Origin of the sequence: Streptomyces sp. HUAS MG91 (genome assembly GCF_040529335.1) — a bacterium.
Taxonomy (GTDB): Bacteria; Actinomycetota; Actinomycetes; order Streptomycetales; family Streptomycetaceae; genus Streptomyces; species Streptomyces tabacisoli.
This window is the reverse complement of the sequence record NZ_CP159534.1, coordinates 3259328-3276133: the sequence shown is the minus strand read 5'-3', so window position 1 is coordinate 3276133 and position 16806 is coordinate 3259328. Positions and strand designations below refer to the sequence as shown.

At 69.9% G+C, this 16806-nt stretch carries 14 protein-coding genes; 7 read left to right on the top strand and 7 right to left on the bottom strand.

The features are described 5' to 3' along the window. Nucleotides 1-2: 2 nt before the first annotated feature. Nucleotides 3-983, bottom strand: a complete 981-nt coding sequence (locus ABII15_RS14875; protein WP_353942805.1) for a hypothetical protein — start codon at nucleotides 981-983, stop codon at nucleotides 3-5. Further along, nucleotides 980-3061: a helix-turn-helix domain-containing protein gene (locus ABII15_RS14870; RefSeq protein WP_353942804.1), complete on the bottom strand. Its 2082-nt coding sequence runs from the start codon at nucleotides 3059-3061 to the stop codon at nucleotides 980-982. Before ABII15_RS14870 ends, ABII15_RS14875 begins: the two co-directional genes overlap by 4 nt. A gap of 296 nt (nucleotides 3062-3357) precedes the next feature. Between ABII15_RS14870 and ABII15_RS14865 the strand changes: the two genes are divergently transcribed. Then, complete coding sequence (locus ABII15_RS14865; protein ID WP_353942803.1) at nucleotides 3358-3534, top strand: hypothetical protein; 177 nt, start codon at nucleotides 3358-3360, stop codon at nucleotides 3532-3534. Nucleotides 3535-4078: 544 nt separating this feature from the next. Here ABII15_RS14865 and ABII15_RS14860 read toward each other — a convergent pair. Further along, nucleotides 4079-4519, bottom strand: coding sequence for a very short patch repair endonuclease (locus ABII15_RS14860; protein WP_353942802.1), 441 nt, complete (start codon nucleotides 4517-4519; stop codon nucleotides 4079-4081). 49 nt (nucleotides 4520-4568) lie between these two features. Further along, on the bottom strand, nucleotides 4569-5606 hold the full coding sequence (locus ABII15_RS14855; protein WP_353942801.1) for an SEC-C domain-containing protein: 1038 nt from the start codon (nucleotides 5604-5606) through the stop codon (nucleotides 4569-4571). Nucleotides 5607-5812: 206 nt separating this feature from the next. Here ABII15_RS14855 and ABII15_RS14850 point away from each other — a divergent pair, with 206 nt between their 5' ends. The 6 genes from ABII15_RS14850 (at nucleotide 5813) to ABII15_RS14825 (ending at nucleotide 15037) form a co-directional block, all read left to right on the top strand. Further along, entirely contained in the window at nucleotides 5813-6604 is a 792-nt protein-coding gene (locus ABII15_RS14850; protein ID WP_353947063.1) for a class E sortase, read from the top strand. An 11-nt stretch (nucleotides 6605-6615) separates the two neighbouring features. Then, entirely contained in the window at nucleotides 6616-6822 is a 207-nt protein-coding gene (locus ABII15_RS14845; RefSeq protein ID WP_353942800.1) for a DUF3311 domain-containing protein, read from the top strand. After that, complete coding sequence (locus ABII15_RS14840; RefSeq protein WP_353942799.1) at nucleotides 6815-8302, top strand: sodium:solute symporter family protein; 1488 nt, start codon at nucleotides 6815-6817, stop codon at nucleotides 8300-8302. The genes ABII15_RS14845 and ABII15_RS14840 overlap by 8 nt, the downstream gene beginning before the upstream one ends. A 348-nt stretch (nucleotides 8303-8650) precedes the next feature. Continuing rightward, nucleotides 8651-9202 (top strand): sigma-70 family RNA polymerase sigma factor, encoded by a 552-nt coding sequence (locus ABII15_RS14835; protein WP_353942798.1) that lies wholly within the window; start codon nucleotides 8651-8653, stop codon nucleotides 9200-9202. Beyond that, complete coding sequence (locus tag ABII15_RS14830) at nucleotides 9199-10401, top strand: hypothetical protein (protein WP_353942797.1); 1203 nt, start codon at nucleotides 9199-9201, stop codon at nucleotides 10399-10401. The genes ABII15_RS14835 and ABII15_RS14830 overlap by 4 nt, the downstream gene beginning before the upstream one ends. A 52-nt stretch (nucleotides 10402-10453) precedes the next feature. Beyond that, entirely contained in the window at nucleotides 10454-15037 is a 4584-nt protein-coding gene (locus tag ABII15_RS14825) for an FtsK/SpoIIIE domain-containing protein (protein ID WP_353942796.1), read from the top strand. 73 nt (nucleotides 15038-15110) lie between these two features. Here ABII15_RS14825 and ABII15_RS14820 read toward each other — a convergent pair whose 3' ends face one another. The 3 genes from ABII15_RS14820 to ABII15_RS14810 are packed head-to-tail and all read right to left on the bottom strand — an operon-like array spanning nucleotide 15111 to nucleotide 16768. Next, nucleotides 15111-15422 carry a WXG100 family type VII secretion target gene (locus tag ABII15_RS14820; protein ID WP_353942795.1) on the bottom strand — a complete coding sequence of 104 codons (312 nt, stop codon included), beginning with the start codon at nucleotides 15420-15422 and terminating at the stop codon, nucleotides 15111-15113. 55 nt (nucleotides 15423-15477) lie between these two features. Then, entirely contained in the window at nucleotides 15478-15789 is a 312-nt protein-coding gene (locus tag ABII15_RS14815) for a hypothetical protein (RefSeq protein ID WP_111662246.1), read from the bottom strand. Between the two features lie 43 nt (nucleotides 15790-15832). Continuing rightward, entirely contained in the window at nucleotides 15833-16768 is a 936-nt protein-coding gene (locus ABII15_RS14810; protein ID WP_353942794.1) for a serine/arginine repetitive matrix protein 2, read from the bottom strand. Nucleotides 16769-16806: the final 38 nt, after the last annotated feature.

Genomic DNA, 16806 nt, shown 5'->3' with positions numbered 1-16806 from the left:
TTCTACTTGTCACCCTTCTGGTTCGCCATGCGGCGCAGGTCCCGGAGCGTGGTCGTAATCTTTCGAGATTTACGGGACTGGATTCCTGCTGCATGCGCGACGAGGCGCTGGATATTCGTTCCGTCCTCGCCATTGATGCGGGCCTCGACAAGCATCGATAGGGCTTCGTCGGCACCCATAGCAGGGAAGACATCCGGGAGCATTTTCCGCAGAACGTCTGCCTGCCATCCACTGGGCCATACCGGTTCGCCCTCAACGACCTCGCAATTGTATGCGGCGGAGTTGAATAGAGAGATCCATGTCTCCGAAGCAATCTGAGAAGAGAGGACCTCGCGAACAAGTTTCTGTTCCTGAGTAGCGGCATTTTCGAGTACGCCTCGAAAACCGTCCAAAGAAGAGTTGAGGCACAGGACCGGCTCTCCTCCCTCGAAATCCAGAAGCCAAGGACTTTCCTTGAATTCTTTGAGGTGGTCGTTGGAGGGATCGTCGAAGTCGAGCCACTTCATCTTGAGGGAGCGCTCTTCTACCGGGCGTCGGGACTCGAAGTCGACTTGCCAAGGAAGTGCGGTGAATCCAATGAGTCGCCCCGGGACACCGTCATACTCCGCTACGATCTGAGCGTTGATCTGGCTTCGCTCTACATGTTCCAGCCGGTGGATCTCGATCTCGCCAACCCAGGATCCTGGCTCCCTCTCACGCAGTTCGAATGCCTGATGGACTTTCGTTTTCCGGTTGGTGAGAACCGCCATGCACGAGATGCCGATCCACGGTCCACCCCTCAACTCGCGCGCGTCGACAGATGCGGACACGTTCAGACGGACTTCAGCCCAGCCCTTCGTTCCGGTGTCCAGATCATCCAGAGCAACGATCTGATCGCGGTCGTTCACCCGGCTGATGGGAACCGGCTTGTTCTCCACGAAGACTTTTTCCACACGGAGATTCACGTCGCTACTGAGTACGGGGTAGGGAAATGCAGTTCTCATGCGTCGAACTCCTTCGCGCGCCGCACGTCGACCGAGATCTGAGACATCGCTCCGTTCACCGGGTGACTTTCGGGATCGGTGATTCCGCTGAATTTGCCGCGCGTCGCCCCTTCCTCGAAGGCCAGATTCCCTTGCGAGGTGAGGGAGCAGCCTTCGACCGGGGTGACGTCTTCCCACTTCACCGGGACCGCTCCTCCCGAACGGGAAAGGAACATGGGCGTAGCGGTCAGGAGCCAGGGATCCTCGCGTCTGGGTAGCCTCACCGTCACTGCGACCCGCCAGGCTCCTTCGTCGTCCACGTGACCCTCGACGGCCTGAACCGTCGGGTAACCCTGAGTGCGTGGTAGTCGGGGACGGTCGAGACGTAGAAGGTCTCTTAGTACTTCTGGCCCTTCGCGTTGTGGCTCTTCCTGCTCGCTGTTGCGGAGGACCTCACGTACACGCTGTTCCGCTTCCTTCTTGAAGTCGATGATCTTCTGGCGGGCACCTCGCTCGTAAGTCGCGGTGAGGTCCTCTGTGCTCACCCAGTCGTTGTGGTCCGGCGGCTCGGCCGTGCGCAACATGAACTCGGCCGCTTCGGTGTCGGGCGACTCGCGTCGTGTCGCGGTACCGGCGAGGAGTACTGCCTGGAACGGACGGTGCCCGAGCGGCAGGTCGCCGACACGCTTCTGCTTCACCACCATGCGGGTGGCGCGCATGTAGGAGATCTGATCGGGGTTCGCGTCCTGCTCATCGGCGATCGCCACAAGCAGGACAGCCTCGTGAACCCCAGGATCGATCGAGCTGGGCTCGTCCTTCCGGCGCTTGAGTCCGAGTGGGACCGCTGCCTCCAGAACCTGCGACCGGTCGGTGAGCTCGGAGACGGTCGTGCCGTCCAGGAAGGCCTTCACCGCTCGGGAGCGCGTAGGCTCGTAGACATGTGGGTCGATCACCTGCTCATGCTTCACGACTGTGCCGTTACGGAAGGCGCTGACGGAAGCACGGAGCTTGGGCTTCTCGAACTCGCCACCCACCATCGAGGCCCAGAAGTTGCGTGCGAGGCTCGACACCAGACGCTCGTGCATCTCGTCGAGCTCCTCGGCTTCACCCGAGCCGTCGTAGGCGCCGACCACGAGGAACGAAGTTCCGGGTCGTGCGTCGTCCCGCTCCAGATAGAGGCGCTTGGTCGAATCCTTGTCGCTCCACCAGGAGTTGGCGGTGTGTTGAAGGCCTGGCGCCTCCACTCCGAACCATGCGGGACCCGCGTAGTCCATACCGCTCATCCGGTGCCAGGGAAGCTCCAGGCGTCCGGTGACACGTCGCTCGGTGCGTCCGTCCTCGGGGACCGAAAGGGTGCTGCTTACGAGCACCAATCCGAAACGACTGGCTGCCCACAGCGCGGCCTTTCCCAAGCCGTAGGAGCCACCTGCGGAGCCGGCCTTCCCGCTGTCCAAGGTGCGCCTGACCACACGTGCGAAACGGCCGTCCTCGTACTCAGGGCCAGTGAGTCCGGACGCGTTGTAGTCGTCCACGCGGAGCAGCACGAGTCGACCGCTTCGCTTCAATTCATTTAGCCCGTCGAGCAGAACTCGACCGACCTTCTGTCGAGGGTCTGACGCTGCCCTCAAGTGAGGTTCCAGCTGATCCCACTGCACCGCGTCCAGGAAGTTCTGCAAGGTGGCGCCCGTGAGCTCGTGCAATATGTAGCGCACGGTAACGGGTTCGTCACCGTCGCACTTCTCGTCGAGGCTGTTCTGAGTCGCCTCGCGCGCCAGCACGTTCAGACTAGGCGTGAACGCGAAGGCTGCGGTGTTGCCGCCTTCACGACCGCCGTCCTCCGGCGCCGGCCTGAATGCCCACGACGCCTCGTGGGCCGGCGAGACCGGCGCGCGCCTGTTGACTGCGTCCTCGATCTCCACGCCCAGGGCCTCGGCGATCGCCGCGATCTTTTCGTACCGAGGCTCCGACCTGCCGTTGACCCACCCGTTGACAGCGGCTGCCGTGACGCCGGTCAGTTCGGCGAGCTGCTTCTGGCTCATGCTGCGCGAGGCCAGCAAGCCGCTCAACCAGGCGCTGAAGTCCTCTGTCAATTCGATCATGTCTCCGATCGGTTCAGTTAATTGATCTTGGTCTGAGATAGTTTTCTTAACTTGAAGTGGTCAAAATGGGGCATTCTGCAGCGCTGCTCGACCTTTTCACTTGCTCTTGAGCATACTAGCCATGGAGTCTGGTGGGGCTACAGTCGCATGAACTGGCAACTGCTCCGGTACCGTGGTTTCGCTCAAGGTCCCCGTGTGGCTTGCGAGTTGTGGGCGGGGCTCCGTTGGCTGGACTCCGGAACGGAGCAAAGCGGTCATAGGTGGGCAAATTGCTATTGATGCAGAAAGGATTACCCGTGTCCGGTGGGCGTGTGAGTTACGACGTCGAGGGTGTTCGGGACGGCCACTGGTCGTTCCAGGTTGTCCACAGTCCTGAGGGGGAGATCGTCACGTTCGACGACGGGGAGCGCACGGTTTCGTTCGCGCGGCACGAGGTGCCCGTCGAGTCGGAGGCCCAGGAGCCGCCCGCGTAACTGGCGCGCTGGCCTGCCAGGGGTTCTCGAGGGGGGGAGGGGGGCCTTCGCTGCCTGGAGCCCCTGGCGGGCTGCTCCGGCGTGGTGGAGCAGTGCGGCGGGTGCCGGTACTTCAACTACCCCTGACATCGGACGATTTGAGGTTCTGGAGTGCGGCGTCGGTTTCTTGCTCGGCGATGCTCTCCCGCTGTTCGTGCTCGCAGAGTCGCAGGACGGTCCAAGGTCACTCGGTCAGTCGCCGAGTGGTGTCCTTGCCTCGCGTCATGTTCTGACCAGAACATCAATGTCTCGAAGGGAGTGGATTATCGCGTCCTCGGGGCCAGCGTCGATTGAGTTGGCGACGAGGTCGTCGATGGCGACTCTGAAGCTGCATCCCTGGCTGCTGAGTGCTTCCGTACGTCGCACATCGGGTGGGAGGCGCCCGTTCCCTGTGGTGGGCGCGCCGAGCTGCCAGCCCGTGGTCACCGCCCTGCCTCGTGATAACAGCAAATTTGTACGATCAGTGGTGACGGCAGAGCGTGATGCAGACAGCGGTCCTAAGTCCTCATTGTTGCTTGGGTCTACTTGTGCGGGGCTGTGAGTTCCGCGCGGCGGCGATGGCCCGCGCGACGTCCGCCGGATCCTCGTGCTCCCAGAACCGCAGCACGGTCCAGCCGTCCTGTTCCAGGTGGCGGGTGGTCTCGCGGTCGCGGGCCATGTTCTTGTCGAGCTTGGTTCGCCACCAGTCGGCGTTGGCCTTCGGTTTCGTCGCGTGCTGCGGGCAGCCGTGCCAGAAGCAGCCGTCCATGAAGACCGCGATTCTGTCCTTGCCGAAGGTGATGTCAATGGTGCGGCGGCTCATGCCGGGGACCGGGACGTTCAGGCGGTAGCGCAGGCCCGCCGCGTGGAGGAGGCGGCGGACTGCCAGCTCGGGCGCGGTGTCGCGGGAGGACTGGCGGCGCATTCGGGCCGAGACGGCGGCCGAGGAAGGGACGGGGCGGGACACACCAGCATTGTGCCGAAGAGGTCCCGCCGTGCGCAGAGCGTGACCGGTGTCAGGCGCCGGTTCCGTGGCAAGCCCCGTACGCCGACCCCGACCCACACCAGCACCCCGCATCAGAAGCCGGAGGCCAAGCAACAGCCCGCCCCCGCGCCGCCAGCGTCGTCGCGTACTGCGGTAGCAGCGACGTGTCGTTCGGGGACGAGGCCTCCGATGCCGCGAAGGCCTCGTAGGACGGGACCGTGCCCGTGACGATGCCCAGGTTCGCCGTGCCGGAGGAGGAAAGTTCCCTCAGCGAACCCTCTATCGACGTCAAGTGCGCCTCGTAGGAGGGGTATTCCGAGGTCAGCGCCGGGTACGCCGCGATCAGTTCCGCGTACTCCGTCGACGGCCAGTGCAGGACCGCCACCGGGAACGGGCGGGACAGCGCCTCGCGGTAGGTGCCCAGCTCGGCGCGCAGGCGCGAGATCTCGGCCTGGAGTTCTGCTGGGTTCTCCGAGCCGAGGGACCACAGGCGCTTGGGGTCGTGGAGTTCGTCGAGGGCGACCGGGGTGCGGTTGGCCTGGTCGGCGAGGGCGTCCCACTCGTCGTGCGGGGTGCCCAGGAGGCGGCGCACGCGGTGCCGGCCCAGGAGGAGGGGGTGCTTGGCGAGGGGCACGCCCGACTCCCGCTCCGACGCCGGGACCAGGAGTTCCAGCGCCTCCGTGAACGTCTCGTGGGCCTGCTCCAGCTCGTCGTGCTGCTCCAGGGACTCCGCGACGATCACCCACGGCGCCGGGTCGCGCGGAGCGGTGGCGCGCAGGCCCGTGATGATGGCGTTGGCCTCCGCCTCGTGGCCGTACTCCCACAGGTTCGCGGCCTTGAGGGCGCGGATCAGCGACGGGTCGTGGACGTCCGGCGATGCGAGCAGGCCGTCGTAGAGGGTCGTGGCGCGCTCGCGGTCGTCGGCCAGTTCGTAGTGGGCGGCGGCCTGGAGGAGCAGCGGTTCCGCGTCCTCGGGGTACATGTCCGCCGTGCGTTCCAGACGCTCGGCTTCCGCTACGTGGTCGGCACGGTCGTTCTCGGCGGGCGTGGCAGGCGTGTCGGGGCGCATGAGGGACACCGTACTGCCGGAATCCGCAGGACGGACCGTCCGGATCGGGCGCGGGGCCTTCGGCCGCGACTGTGCGCGGCGTGCGCCCCGCGCGGGGCGCCGGGGCCGACGAGCGAACCCGGTGCGGCTTCGCTCTGGATAGTTGGACCTGCGCGATCTATCTTGCGCGCGTGCCGCAACGTACGCGTACGGACAGCAGGCCCCAGGTGGTGGCGCAGGGACGCCGCGCCCGGCCCACCCCCGTCCGCGTGCTGTGGGGCGGCGCCGAGATCGCCGTCACCTTCGGGCTGATCCTGCTGCTGCTCGTCGTGCATCAGCTGTGGTGGACCAACCGGCAGGCCAGGGCCGGGGCCCAGCGCCAGGTGCAGTCCCTCGAACACCAGTGGGGACAGCAGCGGGAGCAGCGACCGGAAGAGAGCCCCTCGGACGACGGCGGGGCGTCCGCTCCCGCGGCCGGCGACGACCACGGTGACGATCCCGAGGTGAGCGGCGGCTCCGGGCAGCGTTCGTCCGGGCGGACCGCGGCCGCCGCGCCCCGCCCCTCCTACGACCAGGCGTACGCGATCATCTCCATCCCGCACCTCGGCCTGCGGGCGCCCGTCGCGCAGGGGGTCAGCAAGCCGAACGTCCTCAACCACGGCTACGTCGGCCACTACCCGGGCACCGCCCAGCCCGGCGGCGCCGGGAACTTCGCGCTGGCCGGGCACCGCAACACGCACGGCGAACCGTTCCGCTACATCAACCGGCTGCGCCGCGGCGACACCGTCTCCGTACAGACAAAGAACGCGACGTACACGTACGTCGTCGACAGGACGCTCGCGCAGACGTCGGCGTCCGACGGGGGCGTGATCGGGCCCGTGCCGCGCAGCCGGGTCGTGCCGTCGGCCGGGTACCGGCAGCCCGGGTACTACATCACCCTCACCACCTGCACCCCCGAGTTCACCTCCCGGTACCGGCTCGTGGTGTGGGGGAAGCTGAGCCGGATGACGCCCCGATAGGCTCCGTCCCCGTGATCAAACGGCCTCATCTGCTCTGGCTCCTCGTGCCCTTCGTGCTGTACATCGGCGCGCTCCCGTTCGTGAACCGTGTCGAACCCGTGGTGCTCGGGCTGCCGTTCCTGTTCGTGTGGCTGCTCGCCGCGACGCTGCTCACGCCCGTCGCCGTGTGGCTGACGTGGCGCGGCGACCAGAAGTACAAGGGGGCCGGGCATGAGTGACGGGGCCGTCGCCACCACCCTCTTCGGCGTCTTCATGGTCGTCACCGTCGCCCTCGGGCTGCTCGCCGTCCGGGGCAGGGGCCGGGGCGGCGGGCTCGCCGAGTGGTCGGTGGGCGGGCGCTCGCTCGGGGCGGTGTTCATCTGGGTGCTGATGGCGGGGGAGGGGTACACCAGCTTCAGCTATCTCGGGGCCGCCGGGTGGGGGTACAACTTCGGCGCTCCGGTGCTGTACGTCGTCGCGTACATGTCCTGCGGATACGCCGTCGGGTACGTGGTCGGGCCGATGCTGTGGGCCTACGCGCGGCAGCACGGGCTGGTGTCGATCACCGACATGGTGGCCCACCGGTTCGGGCGGCCGTGGGTGGGTGCGGCGGTGGCGGTGCTGGTCACCGTCTTCCTGCTGCCGTACATCCAGTTGCAGATCACGGGGATGGGGGTCGTCGTGTCGACGATCTCCTACGGTTCCATCAGCCTCAACTGGGCCTATTTCATCGGCTTCGCCGTCACGACGGTGTTCGTGGTCGTGAGCGGGCTGCGGGGCAGCGCGTGGGTGTCCGTCCTGAAGGACCTGCTCGTCATCGTCACGCTGGCGTTCCTCGCGCTGTACGTTCCCGTGCACTACTTCGACGGGTACGGGGACTTCCTCGGGCGGCTCGTCGACGAGAAGAGCGCGTGGCTGACGCTGCCGGGGAGCGGGGGATCGCCCTACGGGGAGGGCTGGTTCGCCACGACGACCTTCCTGAACGCGCTGACCGTCGTCATCTTCCCGACCACCGTCGCCGGGTATCTGGGGGCGCGCAGTGCCGACGGGCTGCGGCGCAACGCCATCTGGCTGCCCGCCTACAACGTCCTGCTGTTCGTGCCGATGCTGCTGGGGATGGCCGCGCTGTTCGTGGTGCCCGGGCTGACCGGCGCCGACTCGAACCTGGCGCTGTTCAAGCTGGTCGTCGACTCGCTGCCGGCCTGGGCCGTCGGGATCATCGGGGTCGCCGCCGCGCTGTCGTCGATCGTGCCGATGGCGGTGTTCATGCTGGTCATCGGCACGATGTGGGGAAGCAGTGTGTTCTCGCTCGTGCCGCGGTGGCGGGACTCGTCGCAGGCGCAGAAGTCGTGGTCGCAGGTGGTCGTGGTGGTCGCCGGGGGGCTCGCGCTGGTGCTGACGTACGCGGCGCCGAACACCTTGGTGCGGCTGTCCCTCATTTCCTATGAGGGGATGGCGCAGTTGGTGCCGATGTTGTTGGTGGGGCTGGTGTGGCGGCGGCTGAGTCTGGTGGGGGCGTTGAGTGGGCTTGTGGTCGGGGTGGGGGTGGTGTGCGGGCTGGTGTTCAGCGGGCGGGATCCGGTGCTCGGGATGAACGCCGGGATCGTCGCGCTCGCCGCCAATATCGCGGTCACGCTCTTGGTGACATACGGGCGTCCGGCTGATCGGGACGCGCGGCCGGACCGGGAGGTGCTGGCCCGGGATCCGGTGGCCGGCTGACCGTCCGGTGGCCTCTTCCCGCGCCGTTCCCCGCGCCCCTGGAGCGTGCGCTCCGCGCGGCTCCGGGGGCGTATGCCCGAACGGGCATTCATATCTTGCCGGGCGCCGCATTCGGGCGCGGCGCCGTGGGGCCCGGCACTCTAATTCCTAAGCGAACTGCTGATGAATTTCGGGGTATTGAGGACCGCTCCGACCAGGCAGGAAGCCGCGTCGACGGGCTCAAAGGCGGCTCGCCGGGGCCAACTTGTAAAATCTGCGCTTCATTTGAGGTTTTCCGTAGTCTGCTATTCCTATTATGGCCGGGCGTTCTTGGTAGATCCCCCACCCATGAGCCGTTCAGGAGCAAGCATGCGCACCGCTCGGACCTCCTCACCTCCGCGCGAGGGAACCATCACGCCGCGAAGAACATCCGACGGCGGCGTCCCGCCCGCCGAGCCCCACCGCGCCCGACTGCTGCGCTACGTCCTGCGGCTCACCGCGGGCGACGCCCACCGGGCCGAGGACATCGTGCAGGAGACCATGCTGCGGGCCTGGCTGTTCTGGGACCGCGGCGCGCTGCGGGACGAAGAGCACCGCCAGGCCTGGCTGTTCACCGTCGCGCGCAACCTCGCCGTCGACGCCCACCGCCGCGAGCGCTGCATACCGGTGGGCGCCGTGCCCGAACCGCTGCTCACACGCCCCGTCGGCACCGACATCGCTGACAACGTAGTCAACCGCCAGCTCATCGCGCAGGCCATGGCGCGGCTCTCCTTCGAACACCGCGAGGTGCTGGCCCGCGTGCACCTCGGCGACGAGGCGGGCGAGGACACCGCGCGGGCGCTCGGCGTCCCCAAGGGCACCGTCAAGTCCCGTACCCACTACGCGCTGCGGGCCCTGCGGCGGGAGGTCCTGGCCGCGTGAGGAACGTCGACCCCTTCGCGTTCTTCCGGGCGCACCAGGACACGATCTTCCGCTGGCTCGGCGTGGCCGGCGCGCTGCTGGTGGCCTTCCTGCTGCTGCGGATCGTCGCCAAACGCCTGGGCGGCTGGCGGCGCGCGTGGCGCCGGGCCCGACGTGAAACCGCCGTGACCGCCTACGCCTTCGTCGCGCCCCTGCGGACCTGGTACGTCCACCGGAAGGACCGCCGGCTGCTGCGCCGACTGCTGGGCGACCCGGTGACGTGGCGCGACGCGGAACGCGCCCTGACCGCGGCCCGCCTCGCCGCCGCCCCGGCCCGCCCCTACGCCGTCCTGGTCAGCACCGAGTCGGTCAGCGTGCTCCTCGCCGGACGGGAGACGCCGGACCCCACCGGCTGCTGGCACGAGGCCCCGGACACGCCGGGCGAGTGGCGGGCGAACCGCGACGAACTCCCCCTGGTGACACCGGAGGCCGACGCCGTCCCGCCCCTGCTGATCGCGCTCGGCGCCACCGAAACCCAGGCGGCGTTCCTCGACGCGGCGACCGGCCCGGCCTCCCTCTGCGTCGAGGGGCACCCCCAGGCCGCACCGCCGCTGCTCCAGGCCATCGCGGCACAGCTCGACGCCCGGCTGCCCGCCTCGCTCGTGGTCGTCGCCGAGGGCGTCCACCGCGACTTCGACGGCCCGCCGGTGCGCGAGGCCTACCGCACCGCGGAGGAGGCGCTGCCCCGCCTCAACATCCCGCCGTTCCTCATCGCCCGCGAACTGCCCGACCCGCTGCCCGCGGGCCTCGCCTCGCCCCGCCCGCCGTGCCGCGTCGTGCTGCTGGGCGCCGGACGCGGCCACACCCGGACGCTGCTGACCGACCGGCACGGCCAGGTCCTGCTGACCGGCACGCCGCTGCTGGTGCGGGCCAAGGCGCTCGGCCGCGCGCTGCCGAAGGTGCTGTGGCGGCTGCCCGCGGTCCTGCCGCCCGCGCCGATGGGCTCGCGCTCGCCCGAGCGGCAGAGCACCGACCTGTTCGAGGAAGAGCCCACGGCGGCCTGGACGGCGGAGCCCGGCACGAGCGTGCCCGCGCCGTGGGAGGCGTCCGCGGGCGTCCCCGCCCCGCAGGAGACGGGCGTCGAACAGTACGCGGCGGTCCCGGAAGCCGCGCCGCTCAAGTCGGTCCCCCCGCCGCCGCGCCACAGCCCCGGCCGCTGAGCCCCGGGCCCCGTAACCCTCCCCACTCGAACCACGACCCCGTTGGACCGACGTGAAACTCATAGTCACCACCGCCGACCCCAGCGGCAGGCGCGCGGACCACATGCTGGACGTGCCGGACGGCGCCACCGTCGGCGACCTCGGTGAGGCGCTCGGCGCCGACCCCCTCTACCTCGACGGGAAGCGACTGACCCGCGAGACCCCCCTCGCCGGCAGCGGAGTGCGCGACGGAACCGTGCTCGGCGCCGGCGCGCCCGTGGCCGTGCCCAGCGCCGCCCGCTCCTGGGAGCCGCCGGACGCCGAACCCGTCATCGCCGAGATCCGCCACGTCGGCGGCCCCGGCGCCGGCCGGGTCTGGCGGCTCGGCCCCGGCAGTCACGAGGTCGGCACCGACCGCGGCTGCGCGCTGCGGCTCTCCGGCGGCGACGCCCCCGAGAACGGCGTGTGGATCACCGTCGCCACCGACGGCTCCGCCACCTTCCGGCTCCCGAAGGACGCCGACCCCGACACCTGCGGACTGCGCAGCCTCACCCCGCCGCCGCCCGTCGACCCCGAGACGGGCACACCGCTGACCGCGGAGGAGCCCGCGGGCCGGCAGGACGGCGGCCCCGGCGGCCACACCGCCGAGCCGGAGCCCGTAGGACCCGACGGACTCCCGAAGGACCCCCCGCTCCTGCCCGTCTCCCAGCTCCCGCCGCCGAAGGACGAGTCGGAGGACTGGCCCGCGTACGCCGACCTCTCCCTGGGCGACCACCTGCTGCGCCTGGGCACGCCCTTCGAACCGGACGCCGCCGTCAACCCGGCTCCGGACGGCGTCGGCGTGGAGTACAACCGGCCGCCGCGCATCGCGCCCCACCTGGACCAGGAGTCGCTGACGATGCCGGGCCCGCCCGGCAAGCAGGGGCCCCGGCCGTTCCCGCTCCTGATGATGCTGGCCCCGCTCGCGATGGGCCTGGTCATGATGAGCCTGTTCCGGTCCTTCTACTTCGTCATCTTCATCTTCTTCACGCCGATCATGGCCGTCGGCAACTGGGTCATCGGCCGCCGCACCGGCCGCCGCCAACAGGCCGAGGCGCTGCGCGTGTTCCGCTTCCGGCGGGCCGCCCTGGAGCGGGAGATGCGGCGCTCCACCGTCGACGAGCGCGAGGTGCGCGGCGAGACCTTCCCCGACCCCGCCGGGATCCTCCTGACGACGGCCGGCCCGGGCCACCGGCTGTGGCAGCGCAGGCGCCGCGACCCCGACTGGCTGACGCTGCGGCTCGGCACCGTCACCCGGCCCTCGCTCAAGCGCATCCACGACCAGGCGCGCGACACCAACCACCGCGAGGTCCACTGGCGCCTCGCCGACGTGCCGTTCGGCATCGAACTCGCGGACTTCGGAGTGGCCGGCATCAGCGGCGGCGCGGGCACCCCGCGCACCGTCGCACGCTGGGCCGTCGCCCAGGCGGCGGCCCTGCACAGCCCGCGCGACCTGCGCATCGTCGTCCTCACCACCGACACGCACGCGGCGGACTGGGACTGGGTGCGCTGGCTGCCCCACCTGCGGCCCGCGCGCACCGAGGCGGCCGTCATCGCGCTCGGCAGCGACCCGGAGTCCACCGCGCACCGCGTCAGCGAACTGGTCGGCGACGTCCAGGCACGGCTCGCCGCTGCCGCCTCGCCGCTCGCCGACGCGCTGGCCCGCGAGCCCGACGTGCTGGTCGTGATGGACGGCGCCCGCCGGCTGCGCGACGTGCCCGGCGTCGTACAGATCCTCACCCAGGGACCGCAGGTGCGGATCTTCAGCCTCTGCCTCGACGAGCGGGAGCGCCTGCTGCCCGAGGAGTGCGCCGTCGTCGTCACCACCTCCGGCAGCCGGCTCGGCGTCCGCGCCTCGGGCGTCCCCTCCGTCACCGACGTGCGCGCCGACCTGGTGGACACCGCATGGTGCGAGGAGGTCGCCCGCGCGCTGTCCCCGGTCCGCGACGTGACGCTCGACAGCGACTCCGGACTGCCCGACGGTGTGCGGCTGCTGCCGCTGCTCGACCTGGAGCCGCCGGAGGCCACCCGGCTGCTGCGCTCCTGGGCCCGGCACCGCGCCTCGACCACGTTCACCCTGGGCAGCGGCTACGAGGGGGCGCTCCGCGTCGACCTGGTCCGCGACGGCCCGCACGTGCTCATCGGCGGAACGACCGGCTCGGGCAAGTCCGAGCTGCTCCAGACGATGATCGCCTCGCTGGCCGCGGCCAACCGCCCCGACGAACTGGCCTTCGTCCTCGTCGACTACAAGGGCGGCAGCGCCTTCCGCGAATGCGCGGAACTGCCGCACGCCCTCGGCATGATCACCGACCTGGACGGCCACCTCGTCCGGCGCGCGCTGTCGTCCCTGGACGCCGAACTCAAGCGCCGCGAACGGCTCCTCGCGGAGGTCGGGGCGAAGGACCACCCGGAGTACCGGGCCAAGCGCGCCCGCGACCCGCAGCTCCCGCCACTGCCCCGACTGCTGCTTGTCATCGACGAGTTCGCGACCCTGGTGCGCGAACTGCCCGACTTCATCCCCGGCCTGGTGAGCATCGCCCAGCGCGGCCGCTCGCTCGGCATCCACCTGGTGCTCGCCACCCAGCGGCCCAGCGGCTCGGTGTCGAACGAGATCAGGGCCAACACCAACCTCCGGATCGCGCTGCGGGTCACCGACCGCTCCGAGAGCCAGGACATCATCAACGCCCCCGACGCCGCCGGCATCTCCGCGCACACCCCGGGCCGCGCCCTGGTGCGCCGGGGAGCGGGGGCGCCGACGCCGTTCCAGACCGCGTGGGTGGGCGCCGAGCGCCCCGGCGCGGAGGACGGCGAGGCCGACGACGAGCGAGCCCGCACGGTCCGCGGCACCGAGCTGACCTGGGGACGCCTCGGCCGGCCGCCGCGCGAGGACGAGGAGGGCGAGGGCGAGGAGCTGTTCGTCACCGAGGAACGCCCCACCGACCTCAGGGCGCTGGTCGACGCCGCCATCGCGGCGACCGTCCGGCTCGACGACTTCGTCCAGCAGCCCAGCCCGTGGCTGCCGTCGCTGGAGGACCGGCTGCGTCTGGACGAGCTGCCGCCCCCCGAGGAACCGGCCGGTGACCTGCCGCAGGTCCCCTACGGCCTGCTCGACCTGCCCGCGTCGCAGGAACGGCGCCTGGGCGCCATCGACTTCGCCACCTTCGGACACCTCTACGTCATCGGCTCACCGCGCTCGGGCCGCACCCAACTGCTGCGCACCGTCGCCGGTTCCGCGGCGAACACGCTCTCCAGCGCCGACCTGCACCTCTACGGCATCGACGCGGCCGGCGGCGGACTCTCCGCCCTGGAGACCCTTCCGCACTGCGGCGCCGTCGTCTCCCGGCACGACGCGGAACGCCTGGAGCGCCTCATCGGACGCCTCGGCGCCCAACTCACCGCCCGGCAGCGCCTCATCGCCCAGGAAGGGTGCGCGAACATCACCGAGGTGCGCCTGCGCGTACCGGCCGACCGGCGGCCCGCGCACCTGCTGCTGATGATCGACGGGTGGGACGCCCTCAGCGGCATGCTCGACGACTACGACGGCGGCCGCCTGCACGACGAGGTGGTACGGCTGCTGCGTGAGGGCGCCGCCGCCGGCATGCACGTGATCGCCACCTCCGAGCGGCTGCTGCTCGGCGGCCGGCTCGCCGCGCACAACGACCGCCGGCTGCTGCTCCGCCAGGCCGACCCGAGCGACTACAACCTGGCGGGCATGCCCCGCAACCAGGCCCCCACCCACGTGCCTCCGGGCCGCGGCTGGCACGCTCCCAGCGGCGTCGAGACCCAGGTCGCGCTGCTCGGCGCACCCGGCGACGACGAGCAGGCGGCCGACGTCGACCAGGCCTCGGCGCTGCGCGCGATCGGCAGGGCGACGACCGACCGGGACCGGTCGGTGCCGGCCGCACGCAGGCCGTTCCGGGTGGAGGCGCTGCCCGGCGGCGTCACGTTCCAGGAGACGATGGCCGCGGTGCCCGAAGCGCGCCGCAAGCCGCTGCGCGCGCTGCTCGGCGTCGGCGGCGACGAGGCGAAGCCCATGCTCGTCGACTTCGCCGAGGGCGGCGGCTCGTTCGTGGTCGCGGGCCCGCCGCGGACCGGGCGGTCCACGACCCTGGTGGCGATGAGCGTGTCGCTGCTGCTCTCCGGAACGGCGCTGATCATCATCACGCCGCGGTCCTCGCCGCTGCGTGCGCTCGCCGACCACGACCTGGTTCAGTTGATGCCCGAGCCCGACCCGTCGGCGGACGCGGTGAGCGCCGCGCTGAAGGAGGTACGGGACCGGCCCGCGGTGGTCGTGGTGGACGATGCCGACCTGATGCTCAGCTGCGCGGCCGACAAGGTGCTGCGGGACGTGGCGAGTTCGGGCCGCGACCGCGGACTCGGGCTGCTGCTGGCCGGTCTGCCCGAGTCGATGTCGACGCTGGGCTGGGTGGGCGTGGCGCGCCGCGCGCGTCAGGGTGTGCTGCTCGGCCCGAAGAGCATCGGCGAGGGCGACCTGATCGGCACCCGGCTCTCCGCGGAGCAGGTCCGGATGGCGCTGCCGGTGGGCCGGGGCTGGACGGCCGGAGAGTCCGGCGGGGCCGTCGCCGTCCAGGTGCCGTTCACGACACTCAGCGACTGACGGGCGCGTCCCGCACACGGAACGCACGAGAGGGCCGGCCCCCTTCACCGGGGTGCCGGCCCTCTCGCCGCGGTCACTTGCCGGCGTTCTGCACCGAGGTCGTGATGTCGGAGTCCGCCTGCGCAAGACCTTCGGCGATCTTGGAGAAGGTGTCGGCGAAGGACTGGATGCCCTGGGAGGACTCCTTCAGCTGGCGGCTGAAGTCGTCGTAGGAGTCCTGGAGCGCCTTGCTGGCCTTCTCCAGCACCAGGCCGTCCTGGAGGAGGCCGGAGACGGTCGTCTCCAGGTTGGCCAGCTCGTGCGAGATGTCGGCGAGCTTGCTGCTCATCGTGGAGGCGGTCGTCGCCACCTGGTCGTAATCGGCGTAGATGTCGGTGTTCGCCATCGTGCTCAGTCTCCGTCCTGCTGTGGGTAGGTGGGTGGGAGGCGGTGGCCGTGCCCTACTTGCCGCTGCTGGCGACCTTCTCCGCGATGTCGGCGTCCATCGACTCGAAGCTCGTCTTGATCTGGCGGAACTGGTCGGCGAAGGACTTGATCGCGTTCATCGCGTCGGTGAGCTTGGTGTTGAAGTCGTTGTACTGGTCGGTGAGCTGGGGGCTGGACTTGCTCAGCACCAGGCCGTTGGTGAGGAGGGTCTCCACCTCCTGCTTGGCCTCGCTCATGCGCGGCACCAGCGTGGAGTCGACGCTGGTGTCGAGCACGCCGGAGACCCGCTCGATCTCGGGGTAGCTCAGGGCGATGTTGCCGGCCATGGGTATGTCCTCTCCTGTGGATGAAGCGGGGTGCGGGGGATGGTCAGTCGTCGTCCCCGTCCTCTTCCACCCAGTCGGCGTCGGGGCCGCTGCGGGTGGAGACGGTGGTTTCCCCGTCGTCGTCGGTCTCCGTCATCGTTCCGGAGCCGTCGTCGTCGATGACGACCTTGGTGGTGGTCGTGGAGCCGTCGGCGTAGTCCGTGGTGATCGTGTAGTCGCGGGCGTCGAACTGGTCGCCCTCGGGGCCGACCATCTTCGGCGCGCTGTCGTACACGGTGGTCGAGGTGTAGGACTGGCCGTCGGTGCTCGTGATCTTCTGGGTCTCCTTCATGACGTTGTTGTCGTCATCGAGTTCGACCGTCACGTCGACCTTGCCCTTGCTGTCCTCGTACGAGTAGGAGGTGGGCGGGGTCTCCGAGGGCTTGGGCGGCTCGTCGCCGGGGTTGATGGGCGCCGTGCCGGCCGCGTCGTCCGCCTTCCACGCCGAGCAGAAGGCCGGCGCGTCCGGGCTCGTGCACACCATGCGGATCGAATCGTCGGGGTGCTCGGCGAAGTAGTCGGTGGCGCCGATCTTCTCCAGGTAGGCGTCCCAGTCGGACTTGTCCTGCACCCACTCGTCGTGGGCCGCCTTCTCGTTGCGCCAGTCGCTGAGCCCGATGCTCTGGCCCATGAGCCCGGCCGAGCCGGCGAGTTGCGCGTCCGCGTCGAAGAAGGTGTTCGCGACCGAGGCGAACATGTCGGCCAGTTGGTTCAGGCCGTCCTTGGCGTCCTTGGTGCGGCTGGAGGAGCGGCGGTAGAAGAGGTTGAAGGAGGTGGACAGCCCGGCGTGGCCGAGGGTGCCGCGCCGGTCCGAGGCGCTCGCCTCGCCCATCTCCTTGAACGCGCCGGTGGCGCCGCCGGAGTCGGCCTGGTCGGCCAGGGAGTGCATCTTCTGCTGGACCTGCTGCAGAAGCGAGTAGTCGATCGAGAAGTCCGCCACCTTTTCGCCTTCCCCTCGCGGAGCCTCACGGGTTTCTG